Raw genomic sequence first — 20,010 nt, forward strand, 5'->3', positions numbered from 1 at the left:
TCCCCACCCCGCCTGCGTTGCAAACGCCCACTGCCCAGCCCACCTTCCGGCAAAGGATGCCCGTGCGTGAACGTGACAAAAACGATGTGCTGGAGTCGCCCTGGCTCTCCCAGCAGGCCATGGCCCAGCTGTTCCGGGGGGAGCTGAGCCGCTCCGATACCTGGCGCACGCGCCTGGACACCACCACCAACTGGGCAATCACGACGACGGCGGCGGTCATCTCCTTCGGCTTCGCGTCGACGCAGAGCTCGCACGTCACCTTCCTGGTGGGAATCTGGATGGTGGTGTCGTTCCTCCTCATCGAGGCGCGGCGCTACCGCTACTACGACTTGTGGAACCGCCGGGTGCGCCTGCTGGAGGACGGCTGGTGGGCCCCCATGCTCCGGCACGAGCCGGTGGACCCGGACGCCCTGCGCGAACTGGCCCTGGAGCTGGAACGGCCCCAAATCCAGCTTTCCCTCTTCTCCGCCATCTCCACCCGGCTCAACCGCGCCTACGGGCCCATCCTGATGGTCCTGATGATGACGTGGTTCGTGAAGGTCTACAGCCACCCGAAGCCACCCGTGGACCTCGACGAGTTCCTGGCGCGGGCGGGGGTGGCCTGGATTCCCGGCGAGGCCGTGACGGCCATCCTGCTGCTGCTCACGCTGACCGCGTCCTACCTGTTCCTGTCGTCCTTCTTCATCCGGGCGCCCCTGGGCGAGCTGCGGACCCGGCCCCGGGGACGCCGGGCGGCCCTGTGGGAGGCCTTCTACCGGCCCTACGCCATCCGCACCCGGCGCAAACCCACCCGCCGCCCGCGGCCGTCTTCCACATCCGAGCACTGACACTCGGAGCGGATGCCCTCCCGTCCGGAATCCGGCCGGGTGACCCGCCAGGGTGCCCCTACCTCATGGCCGCCATGCCTCCGGCTGAATCCCGGGCGTTTTCGTCCTTTCGACACCAGGGAAATTGTGCTGTGACTCCGCACCCATGGCGACCACACGAACTGTCACGATCATCAATGGCGATGGCATTGGCCCCGAAGTCATGGCGGCCACCGTTCGCGTCCTCGAGGCGCTCAAGGTCCCCCTTGATTTCGAGTACAAGGACGCAGGCACGGAGGTGGTGGCCAAGTACGGCACCAACCTGCCTCACGAGACGGTGGAGGCGGTGCTGCGCAGCGGCATCGCGCTCAAGGGCCCCACGGGCACGGTGGTGGGCGGTGGCCTCCCGTCGGCCAACGTGGGCCTGCGCAAGCGGCTGGACCTGTACTCGTCGCTGCGGCCCGTGAAGAGCGTACCGAACGTGAAGACGCGCTACGAGGGCGTGGACCTCGTCGTGGTGCGTGAGAACACGGAGAGTCTCTACGCCGGCCTGGAGCACATCATCGTCCCGGGCGTGGTGGAGTCGCTGAAGATCATCACCGAGAAGGCCTCCACGCGGATTGCCCGCTTCGCCTTCGAGTACGCCCGCAAGCACGGCCGCAAGAAGGTCACCGCCGTGCACAAGGCGAACATCATGAAGCTGTCGGACGGCCTCTTCCTGGACTGCTGCCGCAAGGTGGGCCGTGAGTTCCCGGACATCACCTACGAGGAAGTCATCATCGACAACCTCGCCATGCAGCTCGTGAAGGACCCGACGCGCTTCGACGTGCTGCTGGCGGAGAACTTCTACGGCGACGTGCTCAGCGACCTGTGCGCGGGCCTGGTCGGCGGCCTGGGCGTGGTGCCGGGCGCCAACATCGGCGAGCGCACCGCCGTCTTCGAGGCCGTGCACGGCACCGCCCCGGACATCGCGGGCAAGGGCATCGCGAACCCCACCGCCCTGATGATGTCCGCGGTGATGATGCTGGACCACCTGGAGCTGGGCGAGGCGGCGCGCCGCATGGAGAACGCCATCTGGAAGGTGTACGGCTCGGGCGAGGTCCGCACCGGCGACCTCGGCGGCAAGGCCACCACCCGCGAGTTCACCGACGCCATCATCGGCGCGCTGTAGTTCGCACGGCGCAGGCCGTAGCAAGAAGCCCGGGGCGCCTTCACGGCGGCCCGGGCTTTTTCGTGTCCGGGCTACACCCTCGTGAACTTCACGCCGGTCCCTGACACCCCTACCTCTCGGTATCCAGGTCCACGTGAAGTGCGGGAGAGCCACCGAAGCGGGCCAGGCTCACTCCGTTTGGGAAGGCACTGACTTAGGGGGCACTGGCTCCGAGCCATCCTGTATCGGCGGCACAGGAGATGACGGAGCGTCGGGACTCGGTGACTGAGCCGGGGCAACTGGGGGCGTTCGTGCAGGCGAAGCAGTGCCTGTGTCCCGAGCAGGCTCAACGGGATGCGGCGGCATTTGAGGCGGTGACGCTGGAGGCTCCTCGCTCGTCGGAATCGGAGCCTTCGCGACCACCTCCCCCTGAGCCGTCACCGCATAGACCTCCCACCAGTCGAGGACACGTCCACTCGGACCGTCACAGCGGTCAAAGCGTTGGTCCACCGCCACGAAGTACAAGCCCGGCGTCGGCCCCGCGAAGACGGAGACGTCCAAGCCCTGCTCCGGACTCGAACACCCCGCGAAGAGGTTTGGAAATGGGTTGGTCCTCACCACCTCACGAATTGCGCCTGCGGCAGCCAACGCGGCACCAGCCTCCATGCGCTCTACGACGGTTCTGGACGAATGCTCATCCGGCCACGGGACTTCACCCTTCCAAGCGGATGCAGGCGCGGCGCACCCTTGAAGCACCGCGACCAACCCTGCCACCGTCAGCGCCTTGCTCATTTTCCCGACCCTAATCACGGAGTAACTGCAAACCCCGCTACGACATTGGGGGGCCACGTTCCGAAACGGAGGACGAGGAGGAGTGGGAGCACAGATGCCCAGCGTGACCCAGCTGCCCCTGGCGTCGCTCCACTGCTGGACCTCGCCCGTGGGGAAGTAGCGAAGGAAGAGCCGAGTCCCATCCTGGCGCTCCGCCACCAGTGCGGATGCCATCTCGATGACGGAGCCCATGAAGGCTGCTGGAGCAGGGTTGCCAGGTATCAAGCGCACTGCCGCCATGGACACGAAGGGCTTGAACGCGTCTGTAGGCCACACGCTCAAGTCCTGCGACGAAGGTGCCGCGGCACACGGATGGTTGTGGACGAAGCCCACGACCCACACCTGCGAAGATGGATAGTCCTCATCCTTCACTGCGAAGAACGGGCGGCAGGAAGCATGACTCCCCCGAACGGGCTCTGCCACCCGCCAGGACAACGAGTCTCGACCGCCCGCCACGTACACCGTCGAGCAATACTCCGTGGAGAGCCCTACGACGGGACGCCGTGTTCCCGGGTCGCACGCCGTCGCCCCAGGGAGATTCAGCAGCGCTTCCGCCACATCCCGAAGAAGGCTTATTGGGATGGAAGCATCCCCTGTGGGCATCTCGACAGCGGGGACTTCTGACCACGGGCCTCTCGCAACCTCCGCGTCGGAAGCGGTCATTGAGGGGGGAGTGGAACCTGCGCATCCCGCCATGAGGTGGAAAAGCAAAGCGCCAAGCCTGGTGGAGCCAGCGAAAGCCATCGGCACGAATTATAGACGCAGTTCAACACACAGAGCGAACACGCACAGGACGCGCAGCGAAAGCGACACACGGTTCGACCTTCGCCGTATCCGCGTCGTCACCTCACGACCGGCGAGTGGCGAGCCAGCGCTTGGCGAAGAACACCAGGCCTCGCCCTTCACAAGCAAAGCCCGACGCCCAGCGAGTCAGCCGACCGTGACCTTCCGCACGCCCCGCGCCTCGAGCAGCGCGGGCAGCCGCTCACGCTGGTCGCCCTGGAGCACCAGCGTGTCGTCCTCCACCACGCCGCCGCAGCCGAGCGAATTCTTCAGCGCCTTGAGCCACACCTCGCGCTGAGCCGCGGGCAGCTCCAGGTGCTCCACCACCGTGACTTCCTTGCCGCCACGGCCCTTGCGCTCCATACGAACCACCGCGCGCGCGGGGCCCTTGGGTTCGGCCTTCACAGGCGCCTGAGCCACGGGCGCGGCGGGAGCCTGAGGCAAGGCCTCCCGCTGCGCCACGAGCGCGGCGAACGGGTTGTTGAACGGAGCCGCCGGTGCCGCCGGCGGCTCACCCTTCTTGTCGCGCTTGCCCATGGTGCGGGTGCCGCGTCCTCAGTGGTTGTGGCCCGCGTGGTCGTCGTGGCCGTGGCCATGGCCACCGGCCGGGCGCGGGCGCGGCGGAGGCAGCACGTCGAAGCCAGGGGCGCTCGGGTTCCCGTCCGCCATCACCAGCGCGTAGAGGAACGGCGCGGAGGGCGGTGTCTCGCGGCCGTTCACCAGCACCAGCGGCGTGCCCTGGATGTGGTGGCGCATGGCGTAGCGGGAGTCCTCTTGAATCTTCGCCGCCGTGGCCGGGCTGTTCATGCACACCTCCAGCTGCGAGCGCGGCACCGAGCCCGACGACGCAATCTCCACCGCCCGCTCCGTATCCAGCACGGCCTGCGCGGCGAACATCTTCTCACGCAGTTCCCAGTAGTCCGGCGCGCCCTCCAGGCAGATCTGCGCACGCGCCGCCACGCAGCGCACGCTGGGGGCATCCGGCCCACGGCGCGGAATCGCCGGGTTGCACGCGCCGTCCAGCGGGAACTGGCGGGCCTCCAGCGACATCTTCCCTTCCGGGACACGCTTCTTCAGCGCGGACAGCTCCTCCACCAGCATCTTGCAGTGGGGGCACTTGCTGTCCGTCCACTCGACAATCTTCACCGGCGCATCCACCGGCCCATAGCGGTGACGCGCGGGCGCCGCGGCGGGCTGCGGCGTCTCGCTGCGGTACGCGGCCAGCGCATCCGCAATGAACTGCTGATGCTGCGGCGGCAACGAGCGCAGGAACTCCTCCAGCGACGCAGGCGGAGGCGGAGGCGTCTGCGGCGTCACGCCCGGCATCGGCGTGCTGGCCACCTGCGGCACGGGCGGCAGCAGCGCGGCACCGGACGCCTCCGACGCCTTGGGCGTGGCCCGGCCGGGAAGCAGCGTCGCCAGGAAGACCGCGGCGGTGACACCCACCGTCCACTTCAGCGTGGCGCCCCACTCATCCGCGCCGGGCAGCAGCGGCCCGGGCAGGCCCTTCCAGGCCACACCCGCGAAGGCCACCACCAGCGCATAGGTCGCCAGACACGTGGGGCACAGCGCGCCCGACTGCGCGCTCGCCACGGCGAAGACCACCACGGACACCAGGCCCGCGGCGGCCACCAGCCGCAGTCCGTTGGCCGCCGGACGCACCGGACGACCCGAGCGAGCCCACGCCAGGAACAGCGCGGACAGACCCACCGCGACCAGACCCCACACGAGGCCCAGGGCCGCCACGGGCAGGCCCACCAGGTCATGCACACGGCTGGCGAAGGCGGAGTTCCACACCGTCTCGCAGTTCACCGTGTCGGAGACGCCGCACACGGTGGAGCCGCCACCGCGCAGGGTGAGCAACTGCATCCACTGGAAGATGGACAGGCCACTCTCCGCGAGGCCCAGGACCAGCAGCGCCAGCGCGCCACGAGTCGCCACGGGGGTGGGCGAAGGGGAAGACGTCGAGCTCATGCATGCTCCGGGGGCGGGGACATCAGGACGAGGAGGCGGGCGGCATCGGGGCCGTCGTTGGCGACGCCGTGTTCGGCGCCCGCGGGGGCGAAAATGGCGGCGCCAGGACCGTGGACTTCCTCTTCGGCGCCCACGCGAAAGCGGCAGCGCCCGTCGAGGACGACATACACCTTGTCCGACGTGGCATGGCGGTGGGGCTTCTGGGCCTGTCCCGGCTGGAGGCAGTACACGTCCAGGAAGAAACGGCCGGACTGGAAGACATTGTGCTTCAGGAGCTTCTCCGGTGAGAAGTCCTGGAAGGACGACAGGTGCTTCACATCCATCGTGGCATTCGCTCCTTCGCCTCTATATAGCGACGGACATGGAACCGCTGTCTCTGCATTTTCTTCACGAGAAGGCGGGCGCCCGCTTTGGCGCCGTGGGCGGCCGGGAAACCGTGGCCGGGTATGGAGACTCGGAGGGAGAGTACCGGGCGGCGAAGGCGTCCGTGGCCCTCCATGATGCCTCCTACCGTGAAACCCTCCGAATCACTGGGGAAGACCGGGTCTCTTTCCTACACGGGATGGTCACCCAGGAGGTGAACAACCTGCCGGTGGGCACCGCGGCCTATGCCGCCATGGTTACCGTCAAGGGGGCCATGGTGGCGGATGCCCGCATCCTCAAGCGGGAGTCAGACCTCCTCCTGGATTTGGAGCCCGGCACCGGCGCCAAGGTGCGGGAGTTCCTGGATAAATACCTCATTTCCGAGGACGCCGAGCTGCACGAGGCCACGGGGGAGCTGGCCCTGCTCCGGCTGCTCGGGCCCCGGACGGCGGACGTCCTGTCGGCCGCCCTGGGCAGCCCCCATGCGCCGCTGTCGCACCATGCCGCCCGCACGGCCACGCTGGCCGACCAGGAGGTGTGGCTGCTGGGGAGCACCGCCATCGAGCCCCATGGGGTCGACGTGTGGGTGCCGCGCGCCAGCCTGGAGGACGTCTGGCGGGCCCTGTCCGAGGCTGGCGCCGCTCACGGCCTGAAGCCCCTGGGCTTCGAGGCCCTGGAGCTGCTCCGCGTGGAGGCCGGCGTCCCCCGGTACGGCCAGGACATGGTGGCCACCACCATTCCGCTGGAAGCCAACCTGGCGAACGCCATCTCCTACAACAAGGGTTGCTACATCGGGCAGGAGGTCATCGCCCGAGCCACCTTCCGCGGCCACATGAACCGCAAGCTGACGGGGCTGCTGCTGGGCGACGCGGACGTGGCTCCCGGCACCGAGCTGCGGCGTGGGGAGAAGAAGGTGGGCTGGCTGACCAGCGTGGTGCAGTCGCCTGTCGCGGGGCAGCGGGTGGCCCTGGGCTACGTGCACCGGGACTCGCTGGAGCCGGGCACCGAGCTGACGCTGGCGGAGGGCCCCGCCACGGTGAAGGTGGCGTCCCTCCCCTTCTCCGCGTGAAACAGTCCCAGCATACTGGTGAGCCATGTTCCCTGGCTCACCGAGCACCCTGCTTCGTCCCGCGCTGCTGTTCACGGCGCTGTCCCTCTTCCTGACGGGCTGCTTCAACGTCGAGCAGGACCTCTGGATTGAGCCGGGAGGTTCTGCTCGCCTCGTCGTCGACATGGGGATGCCCAGGTCCGTGACGGCGCTGGCGCGGCTGGGCGGCACGGCGGACGCCCGGGAGGCGCTGCTCGCGCAGGCGCGCGAGGCGGAGAAGACGCTGCGCCAGGACCCGGAAGTCTCCCAGGTGATGCTCCGGGACTACGAGAAGGACGGCCAGGTCCATCTCGTCTACGACGTGACGGTGAAGGACGTCACCCGGCTCCCGGAGCTCTACCGCCGCGCCGCCGAGCAGCACACTCAGGGCCAACCGTCATCGCCGAAGGATGCGTGGGACTTCCGCATCGAGCGCCAGGGCGGGAACTACGTCTACACCCAGCGTTTCAACCCGGAGAAGGCCTTCACCGCGCCGGTCGGCGTCGGTGACGCGGCCGCGGAGCAGGCCGCCCAGGAGCTCGCGAAGGGCATGGTGAAGGCCATGCTCGTCAACAACCGCCTCACCCTCCGCATCCACGGCCCTGGCATCGGCGAGACAAACGGCACGGTGAACGAGCAGAAAGACACCGTGGAGTGGAAGCTCAACCTCGCGGAGCTGATGGACGCCCCCGCCGAGGGCCGCGAGTTCCGCGCCGTCATCCACGGCGGCGAGCCGCTCTGGCTGTGGCCACTCGTACTGGGCGTGCCCATGGGGGTGCTGCTGCTGACGATCGCCGCCGCCCGGAAGCGGCGGGGCATCGCCGTCCGATAACACGCCCCTGACACGGCTGTCACAGCACCCCTGCCGTCGCTGTCCCTCCGCACCAATCATTTCGAAGACTTCGCCTTGGAACGGACCTTGCTGAAGCAAGCGTCCGAGCATGCGACCCACGTCTTCGCTGACATGGCTGTCCTTCATCACCGGCGCGACCGTCATGGCGTCGGAGATGGCGGCGTCACGCCTGATGGCGCCCTACTTCGGCAGCAGCACGCCCGTCTGGGCCGCGCTCATCTCCCTGGTCCTGGGTGGGCTCGCGTTGGGCGCGCATCTGGGTGGCCGCGTGGCGGACCGCTCGGGTCGCCTGACACTGCTGCTGAGCGCGCTCTGCCTCTCCGCGCTCGCCCTGGCCATGTTGCCCTTCCTCGCGCGAGTGCTGCTGCCCGGCGCCACGGCCGCGGTGCTGGGCGGACGCCCCATGGAGGGGCTGGGCCGCGTGGCATTGCTGATGGTGGTGGCGATGCCGCCCCTGCTGGTGCTGGGCGCGGTGGGGCCGTACGTGCTGCGCGTGGGGCTGGCGGGAGTGGAGTCAGCGGGCGCGCATGCCGGACGGCTGTCCTCCGCATCCACGGTGGGCAGCATCACCGGAACGCTGCTGGCGGCCTTCGTCGTGCTGCCGCTGCTGGGCACCGCGCGCACCATGGCGCTCTTCGCGGCGGTACTGGGGCTCACGGCCTCCTGGCGCCTGGGGTGGCGATGGCGGCTGCCCGCCGTGGGCGTGCCCGTGGTGGCGCTGGCCCTGGGCGCCCACGCCCTGCCCCGCGCCCCCAAGGCCGTGGACGTGGCCGAGTCCCCCTATGCCTTCATCCAGGTGGTGAAGGACGAACATGGCACCCGCTCGCTCGTCTTCGATGAGGGCTACGCGGTGCAGAGCGTCCACCGGCCCGGCCTGCCTGTGCGCGGCGAAGTCTTCGGGCACTACCTGCTGGTCCCCGCCATGGCCCAGGCAGCGCCACGAGCGCCCCGGGTGCTGGTCCTGGGCCTGGGCGCGGGCACGAGCGCCAGGGGCCTGCGGGAGACGTACCCCGGCGTGGAGGTGGTGGGCGTGGAGCTGGACGCGGAGGTGGTGCGGCTGGGCCGTGCGCACTTCGACCTGCCCTCCGAGGTGGAAGTCCACGTCGGAGACGCGCGCGCCTTCCTCGCGAGCGACACCCGCCAGTACGACGTCATCCTGGTCGACGCGTTCCGCTTCCCCTACGTCCCCTTCCACCTGACGACGCGCGAGTTCGCCGCCGCCGTGGCCGCGCGCCTGAAGCCCGGTGGCGTGGCGTGCTTCAACGTGGGGCGCTACGCGCAGGAGCGCGCGGTGGTGGAGGCCGTGGGCGCCACGCTGGCCACCGTCTTCCCGGAGGTCCGGGCCGCCGACGCGCGCAACCACAGCAACACGCTGCTCTTCGCCGGAGCCCCCGGGCTCGCGGAGCGGCTCGCGGAACGCACAGCGTCGCTTCCCGCCTCGCTGCGCCCGCTGGCGGAGCGCGTGGCCGGAGAGTTGGAGCCAGTGCCCGAGGGCGAGCCGCTGACGGACGACCGGGCCCCGGTGGAGCTGCTCACGGACGCCATCCTCCTGCGAGCCCTGTCGAGCGGGAGGGCCCTCCAATGAAGCGCCTGCCCGCGATGCCGGAGTTCCTCGCGCCGCTGCCCCTGTTCGCGGTGGCGCTGATGGCGGTGAATGACCGCTGGCTCAAGCCCACCTTCCACAACGCCCTCACCGGCAAGCTGTCCGACGTCGCCATCTGCTTCTTCCTGCCGCTCTATGTGTCCGCGCTGCTGGCGCTGGTGACGCGCTGGCCCAGGGCGCGCAGGGTGGCCGTGGGCGCGGTCTTCACCGCGTGCCTCTACACCGCGCTCAAGGTCTCCCAGCCCGCGGCGGACCTCTTCTGTGAGCTGCTGCGCCCCTTGGGCTTGCCGCTCGGCATCCGGAGCTTCCGAGCCTGGGCCGACCCCACCGACCTCGTCACCTTGCCGCTTGTCTGGGCGGCGGTCCGTTACAGCCGCGCCGCCGCCCGTGAACCGTCGTCCCTCCCCGCCTCACCCTCCACTGGAGTCAGCACGTGAAAGTCATCCTGATGAACCTCGCGGCCACGGCCGCGCTCGCCACCACGGCGGTGCTGCTCGTCGCGGACTCGGGAGAGAAGGGCTGCCACCAGCCCGCCCAGAGCGTCACCTTCGACGTGGGCCACAACACGTGCGGAGCGCCGGGCATCCTCCGGGTGAGCACCCCCCAAGACACCTGCCGCCTCGACGTGGAGGCGGAGGAACGAACGGGCCTGCCCATGACGGGGGACGTCTACGACGGCAACGTGGACCTCCGCCAGGGAGACAACTGGTACCTGGCGGACTTGAACGTCGCCATCACCGTGGACGCGGATGGTGGGACGCTGCCCGGCGACGCGGGCAGCGGAACAACGGTCGAGGTCAACCGCGCGTGCGAAGTCCTGCGCGAAGGTGAGGTCCTCCGGCTGAAGTGCACCGCGCGCAGGGCGGACCTCGCCAACGAGCCGGTGAGCGCCTGCGAGGCCGTGCTCACCCCGCGCTGAGGCCCCCGGCGGCCAGCACTCCCACGCAGCCGCCGCCCAGCACCAACCACGCGGAATTGACGCGATAGCGGATGAGCAGCACGGCGGCCACGGCCGCCAGGGCCACCGGCAACGGGCTCACCAGCACGGTCCGCCCCAACTGCCACGTCACCACCGCCATCAGCGCGAGCGACGCCACATTGACGCCGTCCAGGAAGGCGCCAGCCACCCACGAGCGGCGCAGCCGTGGCACCAGCGGTCCACTCAGCGCCACGAAGACGAATGCGGGCAGGAAGATGCCCGCCGTGGCCACCACCGCGCCGGATGGGCCGCCCATCACGTAGCCGATGAAGGTGGCCGTGGTGAACACGGGCCCCGGCGTCACCTGCCCCACCGCCACCGCGTCCAGCAACTGGGCTTCGGTCAGCCAACCGTAGCGCTCCACCAACCCGGTGCGGAGGAAGGCCAGCAGCACGTAGCCGCTGCCGTACAGCACCGAACCCACCTTGACGAAGAAGAGGAAGAGGCCGTGCAGGGTGAAGGGGGCGGCGGCCGTGGCGGTGGCGGCCCCCAAGGGCAGCAACGGCCACAGCGGCGCCATCCCCGCCCGAGGCGCGCCTGGCCGTTGTCGTTCCATGCCGCGCCACGCGAGCACGGCGAGCCCCGACAAGAGCAGCAGGAGCAGCTCATTGACGCCCATGAACGCCGCCGCCACGGCAGCCGCTCCCACGCTGGCCGCCAGCGGTGTCCGCACGACGGTGCGCAGCAGCCCCCAGAGCGCCTGGGCCACCACTGCGATGATGACGGCCTTCACGCCGTGCAACACCGCGTCCACCTTCGGCAGCGCGCCGAAGCGCGTGTACGCCCAGGCGATGGCCGCGACCATGAAGAAGGCGGGGAGGATGAAGCACGCGCCCGCCACCAGCAGGCCGGGCCAGCCCGCGCGCCGATGGCCGATGTGGATGGCCAGCTCCGTGGAGTTGGGCCCCGGAATCAGGTTCGTGGCGCCGAGCAGGTCCACGAACTCCTCGCGCGACAGCCAGCCGCGGCGGCGCACCACCTCGTCCTCCATCATCGCGATGTGAGCCGCCGGCCCGCCGAAGGCGAACGTCCCCAGCCGGAGGAACAACTCCGCCAGCTCCCGCAGCGCGGTGGCACGGTCCACCGGCGAAGCGGGAGACGACGGAAGACCACCCTGCGGGGACGAGGAGGGACTCATGGGAATCGAGTGTCCCACGCCGCGCTTCCGGCGACCGCGCCCACGACGGGCGCGGCCGCCACACCGGACTCAGGCGGGAACCGCGTCCGGCTGCCGGTCGGCCTGGGCGGCCTGGAAGGCGGGCAGCGCCTGGCACTCGGCTTCGATGCGCAGCAGCGTGGGGTACGGCGACAGGTCCACGCCGAAGCGGCGCGCACCGTAGAGCTGCGGCACCAGGCACACGTCCGCGAGCGACACCGCATCCCCGACGCAGAAGCGCCCCATCGTGGACTGCACCGCCGCCTCCAGCGCCTCCAGGCCCCGCGTGTTCCAGTAGGCCGACCACGCCTTGTCGTCCGCGCTCAGCACCTGCTTGACGTGCTGCATCACGGACAGGTTCTGCAGGGGCTGGATGCCGGAGTTCACCATCTCCGCCAGCATCCGGGCCTTCGCCCGGAGGAACGCGTCAGCGGGCAGCAGCGCGGGCGCTGGGAAGCGCTCCTCCAGGTACTCCAGCACCGGCAGCGACTGGGACAACCGGCGCACCGAGCCATCCGCCTCCGTCCACTCCAGCGTGGGCAGCGTGCGCATGGGATTGACCGCCCGGTACGCGGCGCTGTTCTGCTCGCCGCCGTCCTTCACCAGGTGCACCGGCACGTACTCGAACTCCAGCCCCTTCAGGTGCAGGCCGATGCGCACCCGCCAGGACGCGGACGAGCGCCAGTAGCTGTAGAGCCGAAGGCCCTTCATGGAACCTTCACCACCTTCTGGGAGATGCGGCCGAACACGCTGCGGCCCTCGGCGTCCGTCATCTCGATGTCGATGGTGTCGCCCGGCTTCATGAAGGGCGTCTTGGGCGCGCCCTGCTCAATCGTCTCAATCATCCGGCGCTCGGCGAGGCAGGAGATGCCGCGCTCGCGGTCCGCGTTGGACACGGTGCCGCTGCCCAGGATGGTGCCCGCCGTGTAGCTGCGCGTCTTGCACAGGTGCTGGATGAGGTCGAAGAAGGAGAAGTGCATCTCCGGACCCGCGTCCGTGTCGCCCACCTGCTGCCCGTTGAGCACCGAGCGCAGCCGCAGGTGGATGCGCCCGTCGCGCCAGGCCGCGCCCAGCTCGTCCGGCGTCACCGCGAAGGGGCTGAAGGCCGTGGCCGGCTTGCTCTGGAAGAAGCCGAAGCCCTTGGCCAGCTCGTTGGGGATGAGGTTGCGCAGGGACACGTCATTGGCCAGCATCAGCAGCTTGACGTGCGGCGCCGCGTTCTCCGCCTTCGTGCCCTGGGGCGTGTCACCCAGGATGGCGCAGACCTCGCCTTCGAAATCCAGACCCCAGGCCTCGTCGGCCAGGGGGATGTCGGCGGTGGGCGCCAGGAAGTCCCCGGAGCCGCCCTGGTACACCAGCGGGTCCGTCTTCAACGTCTCCGGGGGCTCGGCGCCGCGCGCCTTGCGCACCAGGATGACGTGGTTGAGGTACGCGCTGCCGTCCACCCATTCGTAGGCGCGCGGCAGGGGCGCGTGCAGGGCGCTGACGTCCAGCGGACGGCTCTGCACCGTGCCCGCCTCCAGCTGGGCGTCCAGCGCGCGCAGCTGGGGTTCCTTCGTCTCCCAGTCGTCCAGCGCGGCTTGCAGCGTGAGCGCCACGTTGGTGGCCAGCGCATAGGCCGTGTTGTCCCGCTTGACGACGATGAGGCGGCCGTCACGGGTTCCGTCCTTGAGCGTCGCGAGCTTCAATGCCGGGCTCCCCGGCGGCCTCTGAGGAAAATAGCCGGGCCGCCTCGTGTGTCCGGGCTTTTCCGACGGAGATTCCGGGGTGTCAAGCAAGACGGACACGCGCCACCGGAGAAAAGCGAACGGCCGACACGTGGCGAAAAAAGAGCGCACGGGCGGAACCGGCCGCCCGTGCGCTCCTTGCTGCTTCAGTCACTCACGCCCGGAGCGGATTCACGACCTCGGGGCAGTGCCAGTACGTGTACTCGCAGGCCTCCTGCTCGGCATCACAGGGCACCTGGATGATGGTGATGGCCTCGCACGGATGGCGCGAAGCCTTGCCCTGGCCTCCACCCCTCGTGCGGCCTTCGTCAGGGACCGCTCCCTGGGTCTCCAGCGCATCCTTCGCGTCTGGAGGTGGCGTCACCCCCGCCGGATGGACGGGAGCGGATGCGCCCTTCGCCGGGCCTCCCCGGCCCTTTCGAGAAGTCCCGCGCGAGTCCTGACGCGACTCCTGCGTGGACGCCACCGGCGGCGCCGACACCACCGGCAGCAGGCCCGGGGCGGCGCCCAGCACCGCGCCCAGGACGTACAACTTCGTGTTCATGAAACCCCCTTGCCGGGTGCAGCCGCCGGCGCGCCCCTTCGGCGCGCCGGTACCGGAGCAGCGGCAGGGACGTCAGTACCAGGTGGGTCTGACATTCCCTGCCCTTCCGGACAGGGCCGGGAAGGTGCCGCCAGGGCGCCCCATCCGCCCTCCCGCTCTAGACGTGTCACCGCCTGCGGCTAGGATGGCGCGCCCGCCCGGAGCCCGTCATCGTCATGCCATTCCAGATCACCGTTCACTCGCAGGACCGCATCCTCGAGGTTGTCTATCCCCCGCAAGTCACGACCGCGGACCTGGCCGAGTACCTGGCCGACGTGAAGAAGGCCATCAACGACCTGGCCGGTGAGTGGTCCGCCCTGGTGGACCAGTCCCAGCTCCGGGTGATGCCCAGCGACGTGGTGACGGCCATGGCCAGCCTCAACGCCTTCGCCCAGCTCCACGGCATGAAGCGCTCCGCCCGGGTCGTCAGTGACGCCCCCTCTGGGCTCCAGGCCTGGCGGATGACGAAGCGCGCCATGCTGAGCATCCCCACCCGCACCTTCGAGACGCGGGGGGAAGCCCTCCAGTGGCTGCGCGACCCCGACGCGGACTGAGGCGCGCGCGAACTGTCCGCCAGCAGACAGCAGGAACGCCTTTTTTCACATATATTGCGGCAGCCCGCCCCCGACGGGGCCGGGCCTCACATCTCCCGTAGGAGTGGTTGTCTCATGCGTATCCCCCGGACCGACGCCCGCAGGAAGCTGCTCGGCGCGCTGTTGTGTACCTTCTCCGTCGCGGCCTGTGGACCGGCTTCGGAGGGCGAGCCCGCTGGCAGCGGCTCCACCGAGCAGCCCGTCGTCTATGGCAACGATGACCGGATGGACGTGTACGCGCACCCCGACGCCACCCTCCGGCAGTACGCCATGCAGGCCAGCGCCGTCATGGTCGACCCCTTCGAGATTGACGACTCGGACCCCAACAACGTCGTCTTCACCAGCCTCACGCTGGGCGAGTATGCCGACCTCTGCCCGGGCCAGCGCTTCATCGACGACCCGTCGCCCGGCTACTGCTCGGGCACGCTCATCGACGATGACCTCCTGCTGACCGCCGGCCACTGCGTGGAGACCGCGGCCGACTGCAGGGACTTCAAGTGGGCCTTCAACTTCTACCGGCCTGACGCGAACTCGGTGCAGACCATGACCACGCAGGACATCTTCAGCTGCAAGGAGATTGTCGTGCGGCGGGACAACACCTCCAGCGGCCGCACGCTGGACTACGCCATCATCCGCCTGGACCGTTCGGCGGCGCCGCGCTTCACGCCCGCGCCCATCCGCCCGGGCAACGCCGCCATGACGACGGGCGCCAACGTGGCCGTCATCGGCTCGGGCAGCGGCATCCCGCTCAAGATTGACTCGGGCGGCATCGTCCGCAACGGCCGCGCCAGCACCCTGGACTACTTCACCGCCACCACCGACACCTTCGGCGGCAACTCCGGCTCGGCCGTCTACGACATGTCGAGCCACACCATCGCCGGCATCCTGGTGCGCGGCGAAACGGACTACATCTTTCAGGGCAACTGCCGCGTCGTGAACGAGTGCAGCCAGAACGGCACGGACTGCGGCGGCGAGGACATCACCTACGTCCGCCCGGCCATCGAGGCGTTCTGCGCCGCCCACACCAGCGTCCGGCTGTGCAACACCACGCCGCCGCCGCCGACGTCCTTCGACTTCACGGCCAGCAACACCCAGAACGCCACCGTGAACACCACCCGCCACACGGTGGAGCTCACCGCCGGCCAGAGCATCACCGTGGGCACCTGCGGCCTGACGGGCGCCAGCGCCACCGGTGACACGTGGCTGCGCGTCAATGGCCCCAGCGGCATCGAGGTCGCCTCCAACGATGATGGCTGCGCCGCGGGCCGCGGCTCCAAGGTGACTTTCACGGCCGGCGCGGCTGGGAACTACGAAATCATCGCGGGCTGCTACAGCAACACCAGCTGCAGCGGCACGGTGGCGTGGACCATTGGCACGGCGACGCCGCCGGCCACCTCCGGCACGTTCAACTACAGCTCGGTCAACTCCGACAGCGCGCGGCAGAACACCACCAACGAGAACGTCACCCTCACGGCCGGCCAGAGCCTCTCCTTCGGCACCTGCAACGTGGCGGGCGCCTCCGGCACGGGTGACTCGTTCATCCGCCTGTACAACGCCGCCGGCACGCAGGTGAAGTTCAACGACGACGGCGCCGGTTGCGGCTCGCTGTCCCACGCCACCTACACGGTGCCGGCGGGCGCGGGCGGCACGTATCAGATCCGCGCGGGCTGCTACGGCAACACCAGCTGCAGCGGCACGGTGGGCTGGACCGTCCAGTAGTCACGTTCCACCGACGAGGTGGGCACCGCGGGGCGCGTCACTCTTCACGGAGTGGCCGCCCCGCTGTCGCATCTGGCCACCCGCTCGCGGTTGAAGGACCTCTCCGCGGCGCGTTAAAATTCACACATTCGGCCGTTCGGTCCCGGAGCGTGCGTGGTCCTGAGGATTCGACCCGAACAGATGGCGTGCCTCGACACCTCGGTACGCGGCGCCTACGTGAGCAGCGTGGTGCGCTTCCTGAGGACGCAGCTCCCCCGGGAGAGCGCGGACCTGAAGGAGCGGGAGCTGCGCGCGCGGGCCGAGCGCGGCATCGACGCCGCGGCCCGGCATGGCATCACCGCGCGCTGGGACGTGGCCCGCTTCATCGCCTGTCAGCTCTGCCTGGGCGAGCACTTCGACACGGACCCGGCCCATGCCTGGCCCCAGGCCGTGCTCGCGCGGCCGTACCTCACGCCTTCCCGGAAGATGGACTGGATTGAGCGCCACTACCTGCGGCCCCGCCGCGGGCGCTCCCCCACCGTGCCCTGACCCATGCCCTACCTTCCCCTGCGCTGCGACTGGACGCACTTCGCTCCTTCCCAGGAGACGCTCGCCGTCACCTACGACCCGCCGGATGAAGGGCGGCTCGTCTCCGTCCAGTTGGAGGTGCGCGACTACGCGGATGCCCTCGTGTACCGCTCGGACGCGCTCGATTGCCGCGGCGGCCCGGCGGCCATCACCTGGTCGGGCGCGCTGAACGTGGGCAATGACGCCGTCCAGGAACCCTTCGCCACGCCGCTGAGGGCGCCCTACACGCTCCGGGTCGAAGCCGTCATCGAAGCGGATGCGCGCGAGGACCTGCGCCAGCCCGAGGACCTGCCCAACACCGAGCTGGGCAGCGTGGCGCCCTGCGAGTCCCGGCGTGACGAATCCCTCCCGGAGGAAGAAGCGAGGGAGCTGCCGCTCCCGCCTCCCACCACCGCGCGGGTCAACGTCCTCTACCATTCCGTGGAGGTCGTCCGCGGACCCTGGCTGGCCACCGGCGAGGTGTTCGTCCGGGGCACCGCCGCCAGCATCTGCCACAAGCTCAACCAGCTCGGGTACTACGCCGGCCCTCCAGCACGCGCGGCGGCCACCCCGGACCTGCTGGACAAGGCCAAGGAGCGCTTCCGTCGCAACCACGGCGACCTGCGAATCATCGCCGCGCCCACGAACGACGATTTCGAGAACGCGCTGGACGGCGCGCTGGGGCACGCCCATGGCGCACGGCCGACGCTGGTCGACGACCAGCGCAACCCCGTCCCGGAAGGCACCGCGATTCCAGGAGGGAATGGAGCGCCGCTGCGCGTCTACGTGGAGGCCGTGGGCTTCGACGAGGACCTCGCCAACCAGACCGACGAGTTCATGCGGCAGATTCCTCCCAACCGGGGCAATGCCGCCATCGACTGGAGCACGCTGCACAACAAGACGCGGAGCGAGGCCGACAAGCTCAACCGCCCGCTCGTGCCGCTCGAAGCGGTCATCTACCTCAAGGGCCATGATGGAAGCCGCGTCGCCGCCCCCCAGGCCGTGGGCGCGGTGCGAGTGGACTGGTCCGCGCTCGAGCCGGGCGAAGACGTGTCGCACCTGCCCTTGAATCACGACCTGCACCTGGGAACCCGGGCCTACGTCAACCGCGTCCTCGGCAGCGACTTCGTCGACCTCGCGGGCGACGGTGGCACGAACTGCCCCGTGGCCTACGGCGGCATCCGCACCCAGGACGGCAACTTCCGCAACCCCTTCTGGCGGGAGCCCCAGTCCTATGCCCCCTACGCAACGCCCACGGAGGACGCCAGGGCCAAGAAGCTCTGGGTCCCCGCATTCACGGACGGCGCCGCGCATCCGAACCGCGTGGGCCGCTCGGGCATCTACCTCCAACCGTCACTGATTGCCGGCGACCGATACCAGGTGCGCGCGCGGCTCAGCTACGCGGGCCGCGGCAATGCCATGCAGCTCGAGGCCGCCAACCCCGTCTGCCAGTACGAAACGAAGCCCATCGTCGTCTGGCGCCGGGTGGAGGTCTTCGGCATCGTGGGCTGGCCGCTGCGCAACCACGGGAACCTGCCGCAGAAGTGCCGGGACCGCTACGCGGAGGCCTACCTGGAGGTCGACTTCTCCCACACGCTGTACCGGCGCATCTCCCAGGTCATCAACGACACGGACTACTCGGACTGGTTCACCCACATCCGGACGCACGTCAAGCCGTCCGTCGCCAGCGTCGTTGGCCTGCTGGACACCACGCACGTACATGACGCCAGCCCCGTCGTGCGGCTCCGCCCTGACGTGGAACTCAGCGCCAACCAGAAGAACAACATCTGGTTTTTCGTCAGCGACATGTTCAACGAGTTGGTCAGCACGGCGAACGTCCGCAGCGCCGGCGGATTCCTGCTCTCGCGCATCTCCGACAGACTCCGCACGGGGGATGCGCCCTGCGGCGGCATCGTCATGCTCGAATACAAGCTGTCGGACGACATCGTGGACGCGCTCAGGACGTCGGACGCCGGAGAGGTACCCACGACCTCCAACGGCAACGGCGACCTGCTGGGCATCATCGACCAGAGCGTGGATGCGAACCCCGACTTCGTCTTCACCCACGAGGTGGGCCACTGCTTCTGGCTGACCCACCACGAGGCCTCCTCGGGCGTGGTTCCCCAGCACCACGACCCGCTCGACCACAACTGCATGATGAGCTACCCCGACTGGGAGCAGAAGCGGCCGCAGTACCCGCATCATGCGCCGGCCCGCTTCGACCCGCACTTCTGCGGCAAGTGCAACCTCAAGCTGCGGGGCTGGGACATCACCCACGACGACATCCTGGCGCTCGACCCGCCCGCGCCGGTCGACCAGCTCAGCACCCTCTTCTATTACGACCGCGCGGACCCCGGGCTGCAGTGGAACGTCGAGCTGGGGCACGTGCGCAACGCCTTCGCCCTTGCATCACGGGGTCCGTTCCGTGAGCGCTTCTTCGACCGGGACGCGAACTTCGACACCTGGGTGAACCAGCTCGGCGACTGCGACATCTACCACCACGTCACCCACGGGAACGTGCGCTGCTCGAAGCACGCCATGCGCCTCGCGTCCATGGACATGGCCTACCCCCGCTACCCGACGTGGTGCCGGAATGACCCGTCCAAGGTGGATGGCCTGGCGGCCAAGGAGGAGAAGCTCTGCATGGAAACCGGCTTCGACCCGGTCGCGCTCACCCAGTGGGCGAAGGAGTCACTCATCACGCCGAAGCTGGGCTGGAGCCTCTTGAGCCCCGACCACACGCTGAGAAGCGTCATCCAGTGGACCGTGGACGACAACGACAGCAGCCGCGACGTCGAGTTCACCTACGAGGCCATCGAGCAGGCCTTCAAGCGCGGCAAGAAGCCGCCCCGGCTGCTCGCCTTCTTCAGCTCGTGCCTGATTGGCTGGGAGCATCACTTCGCCCGGCTCTTCATCAACCATGGAACGCCCTATGTCATCGCGTTCCGCAGCCGCTATCAGACCTCCCAGGCCCTGCCCTTCAGCCAGGAGTTCTACCGCATCCTGGCCCTGGGCAAGCTCGAGCCGCAATTCATCCACCGCGCGTTCCAGACCGCGGCGACGGGCAACCCCCACGCCGAGCCCTGCCTGTTCACGAAGGACAACATCCTCCGCTGCGTCGCGAAGACCAAGGCGGGCGAGGCGGAGTTCCACGACGTCAAGTGGGACTCCAAGGAGTTCTACGAGCCGCGCTTCCCCACCACGCAATGACGCATGGACCTCAAGCGAGCCCCACCCCACCCTTGACAGTCCCGAGT

At 69.3% G+C, this 20,010-nt stretch carries 18 protein-coding genes; 11 read left to right on the forward strand and 7 right to left on the reverse strand.

From position 1 onward, the window contains the following. Positions 1-56: 56 nt before the first annotated feature. Both FL344_RS02500 and FL344_RS02505 read left to right on the forward strand, forming a co-directional pair. Positions 57-827 carry a DUF2270 domain-containing protein gene (locus FL344_RS02500; protein WP_090488647.1) on the forward strand — a complete coding sequence of 257 codons (771 nt, stop codon included), beginning with the start codon at positions 57-59 and terminating at the stop codon, positions 825-827. A gap of 145 nt (positions 828-972) precedes the next feature. Continuing rightward, entirely contained in the window at positions 973-1,977 is a 1,005-nt protein-coding gene (locus FL344_RS02505) for an isocitrate/isopropylmalate dehydrogenase family protein (protein ID WP_141589254.1), read from the forward strand. Between the two features lie 1,740 nt (positions 1,978-3,717). On the opposite strand, the gene FL344_RS02515 is transcribed toward FL344_RS02505, so the two are convergent. From FL344_RS02515 to FL344_RS02525, 3 genes are read right to left on the reverse strand one after another with little or no spacing between them, the layout of a single operon-like run. After that, on the reverse strand, positions 3,718-4,107 hold the full coding sequence (locus FL344_RS02515) for a translation initiation factor (RefSeq protein ID WP_020478031.1): 390 nt from the start codon (positions 4,105-4,107) through the stop codon (positions 3,718-3,720). Between the two features lie 18 nt (positions 4,108-4,125). Then, on the reverse strand, positions 4,126-5,544 hold the full coding sequence (locus FL344_RS02520; RefSeq protein WP_194862964.1) for a thioredoxin domain-containing protein: 1,419 nt from the start codon (positions 5,542-5,544) through the stop codon (positions 4,126-4,128). After that, positions 5,541-5,867 carry a cupin domain-containing protein gene (locus tag FL344_RS02525; RefSeq protein ID WP_011556273.1) on the reverse strand — a complete coding sequence of 109 codons (327 nt, stop codon included), beginning with the start codon at positions 5,865-5,867 and terminating at the stop codon, positions 5,541-5,543. Before FL344_RS02525 ends, FL344_RS02520 begins: the two co-directional genes overlap by 4 nt. Positions 5,868-5,905: 38 nt before the next feature. On the opposite strand from FL344_RS02525, the gene FL344_RS02530 reads away from it, so the two are divergent. From FL344_RS02530 to FL344_RS02550, 5 genes are all read left to right on the forward strand, one after another. Beyond that, positions 5,906-6,976: an aminomethyltransferase family protein gene (locus tag FL344_RS02530; RefSeq protein ID WP_141617375.1), complete on the forward strand. Its 1,071-nt coding sequence runs from the start codon at positions 5,906-5,908 to the stop codon at positions 6,974-6,976. A gap of 25 nt (positions 6,977-7,001) precedes the next feature. Continuing rightward, positions 7,002-7,826, forward strand: a complete 825-nt coding sequence (locus tag FL344_RS02535; protein WP_141617376.1) for a hypothetical protein — start codon at positions 7,002-7,004, stop codon at positions 7,824-7,826. A 109-nt stretch (positions 7,827-7,935) separates the two neighbouring features. Next, a complete protein-coding gene (locus FL344_RS02540) occupies positions 7,936-9,432 on the forward strand; it encodes a fused MFS/spermidine synthase (protein ID WP_141617377.1) in 1,497 nt (498 codons plus the stop codon). After that, complete coding sequence (locus tag FL344_RS02545; RefSeq protein ID WP_141617378.1) at positions 9,429-9,887, forward strand: hypothetical protein; 459 nt, start codon at positions 9,429-9,431, stop codon at positions 9,885-9,887. The genes FL344_RS02540 and FL344_RS02545 overlap by 4 nt, the downstream gene beginning before the upstream one ends. Further along, positions 9,884-10,369 carry a hypothetical protein gene (locus FL344_RS02550; RefSeq protein ID WP_141617379.1) on the forward strand — a complete coding sequence of 162 codons (486 nt, stop codon included), beginning with the start codon at positions 9,884-9,886 and terminating at the stop codon, positions 10,367-10,369. The genes FL344_RS02545 and FL344_RS02550 overlap by 4 nt, the downstream gene beginning before the upstream one ends. Here the strand turns inward: FL344_RS02550 and chrA are convergent. The 4 genes from chrA to FL344_RS02570 form a co-directional block, all read right to left on the reverse strand. Continuing rightward, positions 10,356-11,567 carry a chromate efflux transporter gene (gene chrA, locus FL344_RS02555; protein ID WP_141617380.1) on the reverse strand — a complete coding sequence of 404 codons (1,212 nt, stop codon included), beginning with the start codon at positions 11,565-11,567 and terminating at the stop codon, positions 10,356-10,358. The genes FL344_RS02550 and chrA overlap by 14 nt on opposite strands. A 69-nt stretch (positions 11,568-11,636) precedes the next feature. Beyond that, positions 11,637-12,296, reverse strand: a complete 660-nt coding sequence (maiA, locus tag FL344_RS02560; protein WP_141617381.1) for a maleylacetoacetate isomerase — start codon at positions 12,294-12,296, stop codon at positions 11,637-11,639. Next, the gene (locus FL344_RS02565; RefSeq protein WP_090488623.1) at positions 12,293-13,273 is read right to left on the reverse strand and encodes a fumarylacetoacetate hydrolase family protein; all 981 of its coding nucleotides are present in this window, start codon (positions 13,271-13,273) and stop codon (positions 12,293-12,295) included. The genes maiA and FL344_RS02565 overlap by 4 nt, the downstream gene beginning before the upstream one ends. A 193-nt stretch (positions 13,274-13,466) precedes the next feature. Continuing rightward, on the reverse strand, positions 13,467-13,856 hold the full coding sequence (locus FL344_RS02570; RefSeq protein ID WP_141617382.1) for a hypothetical protein: 390 nt from the start codon (positions 13,854-13,856) through the stop codon (positions 13,467-13,469). Positions 13,857-14,071: 215 nt separating this feature from the next. Here FL344_RS02570 and FL344_RS02575 point away from each other — a divergent pair, with 215 nt between their 5' ends. From FL344_RS02575 to FL344_RS02590, 4 genes are all read left to right on the forward strand, one after another. Beyond that, positions 14,072-14,449: an STAS/SEC14 domain-containing protein gene (locus FL344_RS02575; RefSeq protein WP_011556283.1), complete on the forward strand. Its 378-nt coding sequence runs from the start codon at positions 14,072-14,074 to the stop codon at positions 14,447-14,449. Between the two features lie 114 nt (positions 14,450-14,563). Next, positions 14,564-16,207, forward strand: coding sequence for a serine protease (locus FL344_RS02580; protein WP_141617383.1), 1,644 nt, complete (start codon positions 14,564-14,566; stop codon positions 16,205-16,207). Between the two features lie 180 nt (positions 16,208-16,387). Continuing rightward, positions 16,388-16,735 (forward strand): hypothetical protein, encoded by a 348-nt coding sequence (locus FL344_RS02585; protein WP_228557752.1) that lies wholly within the window; start codon positions 16,388-16,390, stop codon positions 16,733-16,735. Positions 16,736-16,738: 3 nt separating this feature from the next. After that, positions 16,739-19,963, forward strand: a complete 3,225-nt coding sequence (locus FL344_RS02590) for a hypothetical protein (RefSeq protein ID WP_141617384.1) — start codon at positions 16,739-16,741, stop codon at positions 19,961-19,963. Positions 19,964-20,010 lie beyond the last annotated feature (47 nt).

The organism is Myxococcus sp. AB036A, assembly GCF_006547355.1.
GTDB lineage: Bacteria > Myxococcota > Myxococcia > Myxococcales > Myxococcaceae > Myxococcus > Myxococcus virescens.